At 62.9% G+C, this 14,546-nt stretch carries 14 protein-coding genes; 8 read left to right on the top strand and 6 right to left on the bottom strand.

Going from position 1 to position 14,546, the window contains the following annotated elements:
* Nucleotides 1-196: 196 nt before the first annotated feature.
* The 7 genes from MF606_RS10625 (at nucleotide 197) to MF606_RS10595 (ending at nucleotide 7,579) form a co-directional block, all read left to right on the top strand.
* Entirely contained in the window at nucleotides 197-1,240 is a 1,044-nt protein-coding gene (locus MF606_RS10625; RefSeq protein ID WP_240229218.1) for a septal ring lytic transglycosylase RlpA family protein, read from the top strand.
* A 58-nt stretch (nucleotides 1,241-1,298) separates the two neighbouring features.
* Nucleotides 1,299-2,444 carry a D-alanyl-D-alanine carboxypeptidase family protein gene (locus tag MF606_RS10620; RefSeq protein ID WP_240229217.1) on the top strand — a complete coding sequence of 382 codons (1,146 nt, stop codon included), beginning with the start codon at nucleotides 1,299-1,301 and terminating at the stop codon, nucleotides 2,442-2,444.
* A 245-nt stretch (nucleotides 2,445-2,689) separates the two neighbouring features.
* Complete coding sequence (tmk, locus tag MF606_RS10615; protein WP_240233768.1) at nucleotides 2,690-3,385, top strand: dTMP kinase; 696 nt, start codon at nucleotides 2,690-2,692, stop codon at nucleotides 3,383-3,385.
* Nucleotides 3,382-4,410, top strand: coding sequence for an AAA family ATPase (locus tag MF606_RS10610; RefSeq protein WP_240233767.1), 1,029 nt, complete (start codon nucleotides 3,382-3,384; stop codon nucleotides 4,408-4,410). The genes tmk and MF606_RS10610 overlap by 4 nt, the downstream gene beginning before the upstream one ends.
* Nucleotides 4,407-5,957, top strand: a complete 1,551-nt coding sequence (metG, locus tag MF606_RS10605; RefSeq protein WP_240233766.1) for a methionine--tRNA ligase — start codon at nucleotides 4,407-4,409, stop codon at nucleotides 5,955-5,957. The genes MF606_RS10610 and metG overlap by 4 nt, the downstream gene beginning before the upstream one ends.
* 2 nt (nucleotides 5,958-5,959) lie before the next feature.
* Nucleotides 5,960-6,739, top strand: a complete 780-nt coding sequence (locus MF606_RS10600) for a TatD family hydrolase (protein ID WP_240233765.1) — start codon at nucleotides 5,960-5,962, stop codon at nucleotides 6,737-6,739.
* Between the two features lie 3 nt (nucleotides 6,740-6,742).
* Complete coding sequence (locus MF606_RS10595; protein ID WP_240233764.1) at nucleotides 6,743-7,579, top strand: MBL fold metallo-hydrolase; 837 nt, start codon at nucleotides 6,743-6,745, stop codon at nucleotides 7,577-7,579.
* Here the strand turns inward: MF606_RS10595 and MF606_RS10590 are convergent.
* The gene (locus tag MF606_RS10590) at nucleotides 7,569-8,255 is read right to left on the bottom strand and encodes a phosphoribosyltransferase (protein WP_240233763.1); all 687 of its coding nucleotides are present in this window, start codon (nucleotides 8,253-8,255) and stop codon (nucleotides 7,569-7,571) included. The two genes, MF606_RS10595 and MF606_RS10590, sit on opposite strands and share 11 nt — an antisense overlap.
* 77 nt (nucleotides 8,256-8,332) lie before the next feature.
* On the opposite strand from MF606_RS10590, the gene MF606_RS10585 reads away from it, so the two are divergent.
* Nucleotides 8,333-9,499, top strand: a complete 1,167-nt coding sequence (locus tag MF606_RS10585; RefSeq protein ID WP_240233762.1) for a M20 aminoacylase family protein — start codon at nucleotides 8,333-8,335, stop codon at nucleotides 9,497-9,499.
* On the opposite strand, the gene MF606_RS10580 is transcribed toward MF606_RS10585, so the two are convergent.
* The 5 genes from MF606_RS10580 to MF606_RS10560 form a co-directional block, all read right to left on the bottom strand.
* Nucleotides 9,496-10,386 carry a nucleoside hydrolase gene (locus MF606_RS10580; RefSeq protein ID WP_240233761.1) on the bottom strand — a complete coding sequence of 297 codons (891 nt, stop codon included), beginning with the start codon at nucleotides 10,384-10,386 and terminating at the stop codon, nucleotides 9,496-9,498. The two genes, MF606_RS10585 and MF606_RS10580, sit on opposite strands and share 4 nt — an antisense overlap.
* A gap of 92 nt (nucleotides 10,387-10,478) precedes the next feature.
* Entirely contained in the window at nucleotides 10,479-11,813 is a 1,335-nt protein-coding gene (locus MF606_RS10575; RefSeq protein ID WP_240233760.1) for an amidohydrolase family protein, read from the bottom strand.
* Complete coding sequence (locus tag MF606_RS10570; protein ID WP_240233759.1) at nucleotides 11,810-12,871, bottom strand: ABC transporter ATP-binding protein; 1,062 nt, start codon at nucleotides 12,869-12,871, stop codon at nucleotides 11,810-11,812. The genes MF606_RS10575 and MF606_RS10570 overlap by 4 nt, the downstream gene beginning before the upstream one ends.
* A gap of 6 nt (nucleotides 12,872-12,877) precedes the next feature.
* Complete coding sequence (locus tag MF606_RS10565; RefSeq protein ID WP_420842254.1) at nucleotides 12,878-13,669, bottom strand: ABC transporter permease; 792 nt, start codon at nucleotides 13,667-13,669, stop codon at nucleotides 12,878-12,880.
* Nucleotides 13,666-14,490 (bottom strand): ABC transporter permease, encoded by an 825-nt coding sequence (locus MF606_RS10560; RefSeq protein WP_240233757.1) that lies wholly within the window; start codon nucleotides 14,488-14,490, stop codon nucleotides 13,666-13,668. Before MF606_RS10560 ends, MF606_RS10565 begins: the two co-directional genes overlap by 4 nt.
* Nucleotides 14,491-14,546: the final 56 nt, after the last annotated feature.

Genomic DNA, 14,546 nt, shown 5'->3' with positions numbered 1-14,546 from the left:
TTAGGCGGGAAGGCCATAAGGGCTATGCCCGATCGCAGTACTCTATTCCTCTTATTCGCTGCAAATGCGGCGCTCAATGCTAACAGTCTGTTGCCCTTAACCTCACCTAAACCAGAATGGCGTTCCATGCGCGATGAGCCGGGCTGAGTGCGTTATTGTGCCCGCGGATCCTGTATTGCGTATGAGTTCAAGTCCCTTGACCCCCACGTGGCGCCACGCCGTTCGTTCTTTGGCCCTGGCCGCGCTGATCGCGCCGATGATCGCTGCCTGCGCTGGCGGCGGCCTTGGCGCAACCGTCAAACGCGCCGCCTTCTCCTCCTCCGAGTATGGTGTCGGCGTATCGCCGCGCGTGACCACCAATCCCAATCCGCCCAAGGGCGGCGGTCGTTATCAGGTGGGCAAGCCCTACACGGTGCGCGGTCGGGTCTATACGCCGGCCGAACAGCCTGATTATGCCGCCACGGGCGAAGCCTCCTGGTACGGCTCGGACTTCCATGGCCGCCGCACGGCCAATGGTGAAATCTTCTCGGCCAACGCCATCACCGGCGCGCATCCGACGTTGCCACTGCCGTCCTATGTCCGCGTGACCAATCAGGAAAATGGCCGCTCGGTCATCGTGCGCGTCAATGATCGCGGTCCTTACATGCCGGGCCGCATCATGGACCTGTCGCACCGCGCTGCCGAAATGCTCGGCTACGTCAACGCCGGCAGCACCCAGATCAAGGCCGAGTATGTGGGCCCGGCGCCGCTCGAAGGCGACGACACGCGCATGCTGGTGGCCAGCTATTCCGGTCCGGCCGATTTCGGCGGCGGCAGCAACACGCGCTACGCCTACAATGACAACACCAATAGCCTGGCCGATATGGCGGGCAATTTCTTTGGCGGCCTGTTCTCCTATGCCGATACGACGCCTGAGGAGCAGGATATCGCCATCGGCACGGCGCACGCCGCCGTCAATGCCATGGCGACCCGCACCAACGATCTCGATGATTGGGTACAGTCGGTCGATATCGACGCGCGCGACATCAAGCTTGGCCTCGGCATTTTCAGCGATCAGGCCAATGCCATCGCGCTCGCCGAGCAGTTCGCCCTTCTGGGTGCGGTCGACGAGGAGCAGGTGACTGTCAATGGCCGCGCCGCGACGCGGCTGACCCTGACGCATCTCAAGGCCGGTGTTTCAAGAGTTGATGCACTGGATATGGCGCGTGAACTTGGTTTGAACGACATAGTTGTTTATTAGAGTTTCACGGGATTTGGCTGACGCATAGGCGAACACAAACAACGCCAAAGGCAAGATTGTGAAAAGGTTCTGGTCGATCGCTGCGATTGTTGTAGCCCTTGCTTCACCGGCATTTGCGCAGGCCGAATTCGACACGAAAGCCAAGTTCGCCATTCTGATGGACGAAGACTCCGGCACGGTGATCTTCCAGAAGGACGCCGACCTGCCGATGGAGCCGGCCAGCATGGCCAAGCTGATGACCATCGCCGTGGTCTTCAACGAAATTCGCGGCGAACGCGTCAAGATGACCGATGAGTTCTTCGTGTCGGAACACGCCTGGCGCACCGGCGGGGCATCATCGGGCGGCTCGACGATGTTTGCCGAGCTCAACTCCAAGATCAAGGTCGAGGACCTGATCCGGTCCGTCATCATCCAGTCCGGCAACGACGCGGCCATCGTGCTCGCCGAGGGTATTGCGGGGTCTGAGGGCAGCTTTGCGGCAATGATGAACGAGTTGGCCGAAGAGCTCGGGCTGACCGATTCTCATTTCACCAACCCAACGGGCCTGCCGGACCCGGACATGTTTGTGACCGCCCGCGACCTGGCCGACCTGGCGCGCTACCTCATCAGCGAGTTCCCCGAATACTATCACTACTTCTCAGAGCCCGAGATGGAGTGGAACGGCATCAAGCAGCCGAACCGCAATTCGCTGGTTGAACTGGGCATCGGCGTCGATGGCCTCAAGACCGGGCATACCGAGGCGGCTGGCTATGGGTCGGTGATTTCCACGGATGAGGGCGGGCGACGTCTTGTGGCGGTAATCCATGGCCTTACCTCCATGGCTGAGCGCACAGAAGAGGGGCGCAAACTCATTACGTGGGGCGCCCGCGCGTTCGAGCGAGTGGCGGCCTATCCGGATGGTGCGGTTGTTGCCTATGCCAACGTCTATGGCGGGGTCAGCGGCAGCGTTGGCCTGGTCGGTGATGGCGAGGTTGCGCTCTACCTGCCCAGAGGGTCGCGCAAGTGCCTCAATGCGCAGGTCGTCTATACCGGGCCACTGTTGCCGCCGGTGACACAGGGCGACGAGGTCGCAGAGCTCCGGGTATTCTGCGATGAACAACTGGTGCAGGTCGCACCGCTTTTTGCCGCCGAAACGGTGGAGGAAGGCGATATCGTCCGCAAGGCTACCGACGCGCTGAAGCAGCTCGCTCTTGGCTGGCTTTGAGCCGTCCCGTAGGGCAAATCGCTGCAGTGGAGCGATTTGAGGCGAAAAGGCCATGAAGGCTATGCCCGAATGGCGAGTGGGTTGCTTACCTCGCCGTCGCTGCTTTTTCCCACCGGCCGTCACGTCAGGGCTTGACCCGAGGGCTCTTTACTTGACGAGCGCTTCTCAAGTGCATAGCCCTCGGGTCAAGCCCGAGGGTGACGACCGGTGGGCGTCGTTCGATCGGAACAAGTGAGCCGGAAGACATGTTGCAGCAAGCACCGACTTCCAAAGCCAATCGTGCCCGCTTCATAACCTTTGAGGGTGGTGAAGGCGTCGGCAAGTCTACGCAGGTGAAACGGCTGCTGCAAAACCTGCAGCGGCACGCCATCGAGGCGGTGCGCACGCGCGAGCCGGGCGGCACGCCGCGGGCCGAGGCTATCCGATCGTTTATCCTGCAAGGGCGCTCCGAAAGCTGGGGGGCAGGGGCGGAAGCGGTGCTTTTCGCCGCTGCGCGGCTCGACCACGTCAATCAGCTCATCGCGCCAAATCTGCGCAATGGCGTCTGGGTGCTATCCGACCGCTTTCACGATTCGACCCGCGCCTATCAGGGCCTGACGGGCGGTGTCGACGACAAGCTGATCTCTGCGCTCGAAACACTGGCGCTTGATGGGCATACGCCCGACCTGACCATCGTGCTCGATATGGACCCCGAAGCCGCGTTCAAGCGCGTGGAGGCCCGCGCCGTCGAGGATGGGCTGGCTTTGACCGGCGACCGCTTCGAGAAGGAAGAGATAGACTGGCACAAGCGGCTGCGGGACGGCTTTCTGGCCATTGCCAAGGAAAACCCGGATCGCTGCGTGGTCATTTCTGCGGCGCAGTCCGAGGACGCACTTGAAGCCGCCATTTGGGGCGCGGTGAGCCAGCGCTTTCCCGAGCTGCTGCGCGGTTCACAGGCGTGAGCGATCCCGACGCATTGGAGGACGTGGCGCTGCCGGAACGCCGGCAGAGGGCGCGAGGGCACGATGCGGCGCGTGCCGCAATTTTGAGTCAGGTCGCGGAACGGCGCTTGCCCGGTGCGATCCTGCTGCATGGTCCGCAAGGGATCGGCAAGGCAACCTTCGCCTTCGAGATTGCTGCGGCCATCCTCACCGCGACCGGCGACGAGGACGGCCACCGCGTCGGGGAACAGGTCGGTGCGCTGTCGCATCCCAACCTGTTCGTGCTGCGTCGGCGGCCGAAGGACGGCAAGGGCTATTACACGGTCATTCGCGTTGAAGATGTGCGCGACGTGCGCGATTCCTTGCATCACACCAGGGGACGCGCCGGCCACCGTGTTGCCGTCATCGACAGCATCGACGACGCCAATCCCTCGGCCGCCAATGCGCTGCTGAAGACGCTCGAAGAGCCGCCCGCCGACACCACATTCCTGTTGATTTCGCATCGGCCGGGACAGTTATTGCCAACCATCAAGTCGCGTTGCCATAACCTGGCCTTGCGGCCGATCGAGGCTGGACTGGTGCGCGCGGTTCTGGCCGAACACGACGCGGCGCTGACTGATGCGGATCTGGACCGGGCGGTGGCGCTCGCTGGCGGACGACCACGGCGCGCGTTCGAGACGCTGGCGCTGGAGCCCGAGTCCGCACTGGGCGCCCTGCAGGCCTGGCTGTCCAATCCTGCACAGCATTCGACAGCGGCGGCGCTGCAACTGGCGGAGGTGCTGGGCGCCAATACGCAGAGCACCGAGTTGTCGTTCGCGCGCGAAATGCTGGACGACTGGATGGCCGACGAGGCCCGCAATGCCGCCATGCAGGGGGGCAATCGGATGCGCCTTGCCTCCGCCAACGAGCTATGGGACAAGGCACACGCCCTCTTCGCGGAGGCTGACGACATCAATCTGGACATGAAACAGACCCTCGTCGCCATTTTCGACGCGATCAGGAAGCATGTTTCGACGACCGCCCCAGCTCCTGCCGAGTTCCAATGACCGACAAGCCCTTCTACGTGACGACCGCGATCTCCTATCCCAATGGCGCGCCTCATATCGGGCACGCCTATGAGATGATCGCGACCGACGCTATCGCCCGGTTCAAGCGGCTTGAAGGCAAGGAAGTGTACTTCCTGACCGGCACCGACGAGCACGGCATCAAGATGGTGCAGACGGCCGCCGCGCAAGGCGTGACCCCGCGCGAACTGGCCGACAAGAACTCGGCCGAGTTTCGTCGCCTGGCGGATGCGCTCAACATTTCCAACGACGACTTCATCCGGACGACCGAGCAGCGCCACCATGAGGCCAGCCAGGCGATCTGGAAGAAGATGGCCGCCAGCAACAATGGCGACATCTTCCAGTCGACCTACAAGGGCTGGTACTCCGTCCGCGACGAGGCCTATTTCGATGAAGACGAGCTGACGGATAAGGACGGCAAGAAGTTTGCGCCGTCAGGCGCCGAGGTGAGCTGGGTCGAAGAGCCGACCTACTTCTTCCGTTTGTCCGCCTATCAGCAGAAGCTGCTCGATCTCTACGAGTCCAATCCCGACTTCATCGCCCCCAAGGAACGCCGCAACGAGATCATCTCGTTCGTGAAGGGCGGCCTGCAGGATCTCTCGATCTCGCGCACCACGTTCGATTGGGGCATTCGGGTTCCCGGCGCGCCCGGCCACGTCATGTATGTGTGGGTCGACGCGCTCACCAATTACATCACCGGCGTCGGCTTTCCGGATGAAGCAAGCGAGCTGTTCCGCAAGTTCTGGCCGGCTGACCTGCATGTCATCGGCAAGGACATCATCCGCTTTCACACCGTCTACTGGCCTGCCTTCCTGATGAGCGCCGGCATCGAGGTGCAGCATCGCGTGTTCGCGCATGGCTTCCTGACGGTCGACGGCCAGAAGATGAGCAAGTCGCTCGGCAATGTCATCGATCCGTTTGAGCTGGTCGATGAGTTCGGCGTCGATGCCGTACGCTACTTCTTCCTGCGCGAGGTTTCGTTCGGGCAGGACGGCGATTACAGCAACGACAAGCTGGTGCTGCGCGTCAACGCTGATCTCGCCAACAATCTCGGCAATCTGGCGCAGCGCTCGCTGTCGATGATCAACAAGAACTGCGACGGTAAGGTGCCGCAGCCCGGCCCGCTGACCGAAGCCGATCAGGCGATCATTGCCGAGGTGGGTGAGGCCATCGATGCCGCGCAAAGGGCCATGGACGAGCAGCTCGTCCATGAAGCGACCGGCGCGCTCATCGCGGCGCTGAGCTCGGCTAACAACTACTTTGCCGCTCAGGAACCCTGGGCGCTGAAGAAGACCGATCCGGACCGCATGGCGACCGTACTCTACGTTACGGCCGATACGGTTCGTCGCCTGACCATTCCCATGCTGGCTTTCGTGCCCGCGTCGGCGGCTCGATTGCTCGACCAGCTCGCGGTTCCGCAAGAAAACCGCCAGCTTGCTGACAGCAAAGCCCCAGGCATGCTGGCAGCAGGCACCGAGCTTCCGGTGCCGCAAGGCGTCTTCGCCCGCCTCGAACGCAAGGCCGAATAGCCATGCTGATCGACAGCCACTGCCACCTCGATTTCGAGGCGCTTGCCAACGACATCGATGGTGTCATGGCGCGCGCAGCGGCGGTTGGCGTGACCGGCATGGTGACGATATCCACACATGTGGAGAAGTTTTCCACATACGCCGCCATCGCGGAACGTTTTACGAACGTCTGGTGCTCGGTTGGCACGCATCCGCACCATGCCGACCAGGAATTGCACATCCAGACCGACGACCTGGTCCGGCTTTCGGCCCATCCACGCTGCGTTGCCATCGGCGAAGCTGGCCTCGACTATTTCTACGACAACGCTCCGCGCGAGGCGCAGGCGACGGGTCTGCGCCGCCACATCGCCGCATCGCGGATCACCGGTCTTCCCCTGGTTATCCACAGCCGCAAATGCGACGACGACATGGCTGCGATCCTGGTGGAGGAGAGCGGCCAGGGCAGCTTCCCGTTTGTTCTGCACTGCTTCACCGCCGGCGAAAGCTTGGCGCGCACGGCGCTCGACTTGGGCGGCTACATCTCGTTCTCAGGCATTGTCACTTTCAAAAATGCCCAGGAAATACAGGATGTTGCCAAGTTTGTTCCGGGCGATCGCTATCTGGTCGAAACCGATGCGCCCTATCTTGCGCCCATCCCGCATCGCGGCCAGTCCAATGAACCCAGTTTCGTCCGCTATACGGCCGAGAAGGTTGCCGAACTGCGCGGCCTCAGCCTTGAGCAGCTTGGGCAGGAGACTACGGCGAACTTCGCGAGGCTGTTCTCGAAAACGGGGTTGGCTTGAACCATGCCTGCGGCCCAGCGGATCGTTGCGACCATATTGGGCTGCGGTTCGTCGGGCGGCGTGCCGCGCATTGGCAATGTCTGGGGCAATTGTGACCCCAGCGAGCCACGCAACCGCCGCCTGCGGTGTTCGCTGCTGATCGAGGGCTGGAGCGACGGTAGCGAAGGCCCGACGCGCATCGTCATCGATACTGGCTGCGACCTGCGCGAGCAAATGCTTGCTGCGGAAGTCGATCGCGTCGACGCAGTGCTCTACACGCATGAGCATGCGGACCATACGCATGGCATCGACGATTTGCGCGTCCTGGCGCTGCATAATCGCAGGCGGGTGGATGTCTATTTCTCGGCCGAGACCGGGCACCGCGTCCGGGAGGCTTTTCGCTATTGCTTCGAGGCGCCCAAGGGTAGCGACTATCCGCCGATACTCAACGCCCACGAGATTGTTGCGGGCGACGTGCTCGAGGTCGACGGCCCCGGCGGTCTGTTGACCGTTACTGTGTTTGACCAGGAGCACGGCAATATCCGCTCGCTTGGCTTCCGGGTCGGCAATGTTGCCTATTCCTGCGATCTGTCGGGGTTCCCCGAGGCGTCATACCCGGCGATCTCTGGTCTGGACCTCTGGATTATCGACGCCTTGCGACCGACGCCGCATCCAAGCCACCTGAGCCTTCCGGAGACGCTGAACTGGATCGAGCGCTTCTCGCCGAAGCAGGCGGTGCTCACCAACATGCATATCGATCTCGACTATGTGCGCACCGAGGCGGAGACGCCTGGCAATGTGACCCCGGCTTTCGACGGAATGCGGATTGACGTGCAGACCGGCGAAATTCTCAATCGTTAGGCGCCCAGGCACCATTCTCCATCTTTCGCAAACGCGGCGAGCTCAGTGGTGCGAGGATGCGATCCCGCCAGCCGGCAAGCGGCTGGTGCCAGCGCGTTCCCTGCAACATGGCCGCGCCGACAGCGACCGGCTCGATGTCCGCCTGAGCGAGCAGACCAAGCACTGCGACCATCGAGGTACCCGAACTGATCACATCATCGATGACGGCGACGCGCCGGCCGGTCAGCAATGGCAGCGAGCGGGGGTCGAGGAATATCGTCTTCTGGTGGGTTGGACTGGTGATGGATGACAGCGGCGCCGACAGGTCGTCGCGATACCAGAACTTGCGCGAGGTTCCCAACGCCACCATGCGTCCATGACCAAGCCGTCGGGCCACATTGTTGGCCAAGGGCAAGCCCAGGGTCGGCACGCCGATGATCACCGCGGGGTTGTAGGGGGAGAGCAGGTCAGCCAGCGCTTGGGATAGCCCATCCTCGACCGCAAAGCTGGCCTGATTGATGATTAGCGACGCAACGGCTGAATTGCCATCGCCGGGGAGGACCCTGATCGGCAGCAGCAGCTGCGAGCCGTCACGCAAGCTGACTGGCAAGCCGTCCCGATAGCCGGCGTCCGGGGTGATCTCATAGGTGCCGGGGGCAGCGAAGCTTTGCCAGAATTGATGCGGCTCGAAAGACAAAGGGTACTGCTTCCTTGCTGGTGGGCGGCAAATGATGGATGTTGCCGCAACGTGGATTTTCAAGAGCTTAGCAACCGATGCCCCATGGAGACAACGACCCGTTCGAGCTGGAAGCGATGATTGCATTGCGCCGCGATCTGCATGCACATCCAGAACTGGGCTTCGAGGAATTTCGCACCAGCGACATTGTCGTCCGCCAACTCGAAGAGGCCGGTATTGCAGTCACGCGAGGCGTGGGCAAAACTGGGGTGGTGGGCAGCCTGCGTGTAGGGGATGGCGCGCGCGCGATCGCATTGCGGGCGGATATGGATGCGCTGGCCATGCCCGAGCAGGGCGATGCCGCCTACAAGTCGACCATACCGAACACGATGCATGCCTGCGGTCACGATGGACATACGGTGATGCTGTTGGCAGCAGCGCGCCACCTGGCGCGAACACGGGACTTTTCCGGGACGGTGCATTTCGTTTTCCAGCCAGCGGAAGAGGGACGGGGCGGGGCGAAAGCCATGGTCGGCGACGGATTTTTCGACCGCTTTCCGGTGGACGCTGTCTATGGCCTCCACAACATGCCCGGCCTTGCCACCGATGAGATGGCCGTGGTCGCGGGTCCGCAACTCGCGTCATCGGATAGTTGGGAGGTGATCTTCTACGGGGTCGGCACTCATGGCGCCAAGCCACATCTTGGACGGGATTCGATGACGGCGGCCGCGCACTTTCTGACGGCGGTTCACACGATCGTCGCGCGCCGGGTCGATCCGCTGCAGCCCGCTGTCGTCAGCGCTTGTGCGATTTCCGGGGGTGACTTTCGGGCGCTCAATGTCATTCCGGACGACGTTCGGATTGGCGGAACGGCCCGGGCCTATTCATCTGCGGTGCGCGACCAGCTCGAAGCCGAGATCGGAGCATTGGCAGAGGGCGTTGGGACGACATTCGGGATAACCAACAGCTATGCCTTCAGCCGCCGTATTTCGCCTGTCATAAACGACGCCACCGCCACCGCGGCCGCATTGGCAGCGGCGCATAGCGTGACCGGTCGGTCGGTGATCACCGATTTCCCGCCCTCGACGGCAGGCGATGACTTTGCCGAATTCAGTTCGCGGGTGCCGGGATGCTATGTCTGGCTTGGCAATGGGCCGGCCGTGGATGGCGCGCTGCACCACAACTCCCGCTACGACTTCAATGACGCGGCTATTGTCACCGGCGCGCGCTACTGGACAGCGCTGGTCGAGCAGCAGCTGCGCTAGCGGAAGCCGCTGGCCAAAAGGTCGAGCGCGCGTTGGGCTTGTACCCGCATGGCGATGGCCACGGGCTGGCCGGCTTCACGCTTAGTCAGGGTGCCCGCGTCGGGACCATCGCGCAGGTCCACTGACAGGCGGTGCATCTCGATGTCGAACAGGTCCGGCGCCAGGGCGAGCAGCATGACGCATGGGTCATGCAGCGGGCGGCTCACCTTGCCGTCCGTCATGTAGGCGATGAGCAGGTCGGCCGCCGTGTCGCCCAATAGCGTCCCGCGCAGTCCGTCAACGTAAGCAACGTCCGCCCGTAACCGCCTCGTTACGTCCAGCGGGATGATCGTGGTCTTGAGGGCGGCACGGAAAACGATCGCGGTGGCCTCGGGATCGCTGGCGAAATTGAATTCGGACGCCGGGCCGGCATTGCCCGGCTCGTTGATGGCGCCCCCCATGGCGATGAGACGCCCGATTCGCGCCGCCGCGTCGGGGTGGTCATTGATCAGCTTGCCGATGTTGGTCAGTGGTCCCAGCGCCAATAGGTCGATCGAGCCGATCGGGGCACTGCGCAAGGTGTCGGCGAGCCAGGTGACGGCGTCGTCCTTGGCCGGCGAGACCGGATCGGGAAGGGTGACGCCGCGCAGGCCATCGCTGCCGTGGACGACCAGCGCGTCGATATTGGTCCGCAGCATGGCCTCGGCGGCGCCGGCGATGACGGGAATATCGCCGCGTCCCGCCAGGGCGAGCAAGCCGCCGGCGTTGCGTGTGCTCCGCTCCAGCCCGATATTGCCGGCCACAGTCGTCAGGCCGAGAATATCAAACCGGCCGGAGCCCAGGGCGAAAAGGATCGCCACGGCATCGTCCAGCCCCGGATCGGTATCGATGATTACCTGTCTGTTCATGTGAACGGAGCGAGCATGATATTGGCGACCTTCACGATGGCTTTGTCAGACATTTGAGGCTTTGGGATAACCGAGATGAGGTTCAAGGGTAGCTAAGCTTGGGTGCTGTTCCGGTCAATCTGGCGCATCTCAGCCTTGAACGTCGCCGCGATTTGGAGTGCGTCCCGGGTCGCCTTGATGGGATCGAGTGTTTGCATTTGCCGGTCCCGCATCAGCCAACGTCCGGCGACCATGGAGTGGGTTACGTCCGACGGCATGGCGGCAAAGACGAGCGCCGAATAGATGTCGTAGATTGGATGGAGGCGCGGCGCGGCCAGGCTGACGCGGATCAGGTCGGCCTGCTTGCCGGGCTCAAGGGAGCCGACCTTGAGATTGAGACTCAGGGCGCGTGCCCCTTCGATGGTTGCCATTTGCACGACTTCGCGGGCCGGCAGCGGTTTGCGCGAGCCGCCGAGCAGTTTGGCGAACATCGACACCGGGGCGAACTGGCTGAACAGATCGAGTGTATTGCCGCTCATGGCGCCGTCGCTGCCGATCCCCACCGGCAGGCCAGCATGACGCAGTTTTTCGACGGGGGCGATGCCGCGACCGGCTTTGCCGTTTGACCGCGGATTGGTGGCGACACAGACCTGCGCTTCCGACATCATGGTGATATCGGCGTCATCGAGCTGCAGGCAATGCGCGCAGATGAGGTTTGGCTTGAGCAGTCCGGCATCGCGGGTGACGGCGACGGTGCTCTGGTTATGGGTTTTGCGGGCCCATTCAACCTCCAGCGTGCTTTCCGCCAGATGCATTTGCACTGGGACGAGGGGATGGTCAGCCGACCACTGGGCGATGCGCTCCATTACGGCACGGCCGGTGGAGTAGGGTGCGTGCGGGGCGATGGACGGGGTGACCAGGGGGTGGTCGGCGTAAGCGTCCGTCAGTTCCTCAACGCGGGCAAAGCCCTCATCGAAATTGCGGTGGTCGGGTGGGTCGAAATCAGCCAGGGTCTGGCCAACGATGGCGCGGAGGCCGGCCTGGTCGCAGACTTTGGCGACTTCGGTTTCGAAGTAATACATGTCAGCGACGGTGGTGACGCCGCCCTGGATCAGTTCGAGCGCAGAGAGGGTGGTGCCGACACGCACCATGTCTGCCGTGACGAACTTGCGTTCGAGCGGAAGGATATAGCGGTAGAGTCGGTCATCGACGTCTTCGGCGAGGCCGCGGAAGACGGACATGCCCATGTGGCAGTGCGCATTGACCATGCCGGGCATGACGACATCGCCGCCGCAGTCGATGATCTCGGCGCCGGGGACTGAGGGCGGGGCTCCGGAGCCGAGAGCGGTGATAGTGCTACCGTCGATCTGCACCCAGCCGGGATTGTACTCGGTGAGGGCTTCGTCGAGCGTCAGCACCCAGGCATTGGTGAGAAGGGTGGTGCTCATTCTGGCGTGAGAATGGTGCATTGCTCCGGCACGGGAACCAGTTTGGCGGACGTGCCAAGCTCCAGTGGCCGGGTCAGCGGACCATTCGCGACCAATGCGCCAGCCGGCGTTTCGGCCTGATATTGGTAGGCACGGCCGAGATAGGTGCGCAGGCCCAGCGTCGCCGGGATGCCTTCCATGCCAGCATTATCGGTGACGGCGAGGCCATCGGCGCGGCAGGCCAGCACGAAGCGATCGGGGATTTCGCCGAAATGCTCGAGCGACAGCGTGAGCGTCACGCCACCGGCGGCTTCAGCGGTGATCTTGGCACCATCGCGGGCGATGACACTCATCGAAATCAGATTCTCGAAGCCGACGAAGCGCGCCACGAAGGCATTGGCCGGGCGCTGATAGAGGCGCTCGGGCGTATCGAGCTGCATGATGCGGCCCTGGTGCATGATGGCGACGCGATCAGAGATGGAGAACGCCTCCTCCTGATCGTGCGTCACATAGACCGAGGTGGTGCCGTTGGCGCGCTGGAGTTGGCGGATCTCGACCCGCATATCGACGCGCAGCTTGGCGTCGAGGTTGGATAGGGGCTCGTCGAACATCAGCAGCGGCGGCTCAATCACCAGGGCCCGGGCCAGGGCGACGCGCTGCTTCTGGCCGCCGGAGAGGGCGGCGGGCAGACGGTCGGCCAGATGGGCCAGACCGACGCGTTCGAGCATAGCGTTGACACGCTTGTCGCGCTCGGCGCCCGAAATCCCGCGCTGCTTGAGGCCGAAGCCGACATTGTCGGCGACAGACAGGTGCGGGAACAGCGCGTAGTTCTGGAAGACAAGGCCGATGTCGCGCTGATGCGGCGGCAGACCGGTGAGGTCGCGACCACCAAGGCTGATCTTGCCCGAAGTCGGCTGCAGGAAGCCGGCGACCAGGCGAAGGGTGGTGGTCTTGCCGCAGCCGCTGGCGCCGAGCAACGAAACGAGTTCGCCTTCGGCGACGTTGAGGGACAGGTTTTCCAACACCTGGGTGGTGCCGTAATGCGCCGTGATCGACTGGAGGGAGAGGGCTTGGGTCATCGATCTCTACTTGGCTAGGAAGGTCAGGCCGAGCGTGCGCTCGACGATGGCCATGACAGCGACGGTCAGCAGCATCAGCAGCACGGAGACCGAGGCGACGGTGGGGTCGAAGAACTGCTCCATATGCGCAAGCAGTTGGATAGGCAGGGTGGAGAGACCCGGCCCAGTAAGGAAAATCGAGATCGAGACGTCGTTGATCGAGGTGATGAAGGCTAGGATGAAGGCAGCGATCACGCCGGAGCGGACGTTGGGCAGAAGGATCGTGAAGAAGGTCTTCAGCGGCGGTGAGCCAAGGCTGATGGCCGCCTCCTCGATCGAAAAATCGAACGAGGCCAGCGACGCGCTGATCACCCGCACCACATAGGGCAGGACCAGCAGGGCGTGGCCGAACAGCAGTGCGACATAGATCGGTGAGTTGAACTGAACGGCCAGATTCTTGAGCAGCGAGAAGCCCAGCACCAGCTCGGGCACCAGCACCGGCAGCACGAACAGCGTCGAGAGCCAGCCCGGCAATTGGATGCGGTAACGGTTGAGCGCGTAGGCGGCGGGAATCCCGATGATCAGCGCGATCACGGTGGAGAGCAGCGCGATCTGGAGGCTCGTCAGGATGGTGCGACGGAAGGCGTCGATAGCGAAGATGTTCTCGAACCAGCGCAGCGACAGGCCCTGCGGCGGGAAGGTCAGGTAGGTGGTGTCGCTGAGCGCGGCGCCGAGCACGATGATCAGCGGGCCGACCAGGAACATGAAGACCAGGACGGTGCCGGCGATGAGGAGGGGATGGATTTTCTGGGTCATCACACGGCCATCGGATTGAGGCGGCGGGCGACGCGGGTCATCAGCAGCACAATGGCGATGGTGATGACCACCATGACCGCAGCGATGGTGGACGCCGCGACCCAGTCGAAGACGACCATGGCTTGCTGGTACATGAGCGTGCCCATCATCATCACCTGCTCCCCACCGAGAAGCTGCGGCGTGGCGTAGGAGGTGAAACTGCCGGTGAAGACCAGCACGGCGCCGACAATCAGGCCGGGAACTGCCAGGGGCAGGGTGACCTGCATGAAAGTGGCGGTCGGCTTGGCCCCGAGCGAGGCGGAGGCCTGGATCAGGTCATCGGGGATGGCTTCGAGCACGCCGACGAGGGTGAGGATCATCAACGGCACGAAGAGGTAGACCATGGCAATGATGACCGCGCCCTGGGTGTACAGCATCGTCAACGGCTCGCCGATCACGCCGAGATTGAGCAGAGTGGTATTGAGGATGCCGTTCTTGCCCAAGATGATCAGCCAGGCAAACGAGCGCACGACGACGCCAGTCAGTAGCGGGAAAACCGCAGCGACGATGAGGATGGATTTGAGCCAGCCGGGCGAACGCGACACCACGTAGGCCGTCAGGAAGCCGATCACAAGGGCAATGACCGTGGTTGCCAGCGACACCTGGATGGTACGCCACAGCACGGTGCGACGGAAGCCGCTGCCGAAGAACGCTGCGTAGGTCGAGAATGGACCGCCTGGCGTAGTGAAGGTCGTGACGATTGTCGCGAGCACCGGCAGTACAAGGAAGACCACGACAAGCAAAGTCGCGGGGGAGGCCAGAGTCCAGCCGGCGAAGCGTTTCATTCTTTTGGCCTTATCAACCGTGTCATCACATCCCACCGGGTCATCCCGGCAAAAGC

The organism is Devosia lacusdianchii (assembly GCF_022429625.1).
Taxonomy (GTDB): domain Bacteria; phylum Pseudomonadota; class Alphaproteobacteria; order Rhizobiales; family Devosiaceae; genus Devosia; species Devosia lacusdianchii.
Note: the sequence above shows the minus strand (reverse complement) of the source record. Positions and strands in the feature narration are given on the sequence as shown.

What these genes read in the sequence shown, in the direction of transcription:
- MF606_RS10575 (WP_240233760.1), bottom strand. Translation starts at nt 11,813, where the DNA reads ATGAGCACCACCCTTCTCACCAATGCCTGGGTGCTGACGCTCGACGAA.
- MF606_RS10570 (WP_240233759.1), bottom strand. Translation starts at nt 12,871, where the DNA reads ATGACCCAAGCCCTCTCCCTCCAGTCGATCACGGCGCATTACGGCACC.
- tmk (WP_240233768.1), top strand. Translation starts at nt 2,690, where the DNA reads ATGTTGCAGCAAGCACCGACTTCCAAAGCCAATCGTGCCCGCTTCATA.
- metG (WP_240233766.1), top strand. Translation starts at nt 4,407, where the DNA reads ATGACCGACAAGCCCTTCTACGTGACGACCGCGATCTCCTATCCCAAT.
- MF606_RS10600 (WP_240233765.1), top strand. Translation starts at nt 5,960, where the DNA reads ATGCTGATCGACAGCCACTGCCACCTCGATTTCGAGGCGCTTGCCAAC.
- MF606_RS10580 (WP_240233761.1), bottom strand. Translation starts at nt 10,386, where the DNA reads ATGAACAGACAGGTAATCATCGATACCGATCCGGGGCTGGACGATGCC.
- MF606_RS10560 (WP_240233757.1), bottom strand. Translation starts at nt 14,490, where the DNA reads ATGAAACGCTTCGCCGGCTGGACTCTGGCCTCCCCCGCGACTTTGCTT.
- MF606_RS10585 (WP_240233762.1), top strand. Translation starts at nt 8,333, where the DNA reads ATGCCCCATGGAGACAACGACCCGTTCGAGCTGGAAGCGATGATTGCA.
- MF606_RS10595 (WP_240233764.1), top strand. Translation starts at nt 6,743, where the DNA reads ATGCCTGCGGCCCAGCGGATCGTTGCGACCATATTGGGCTGCGGTTCG.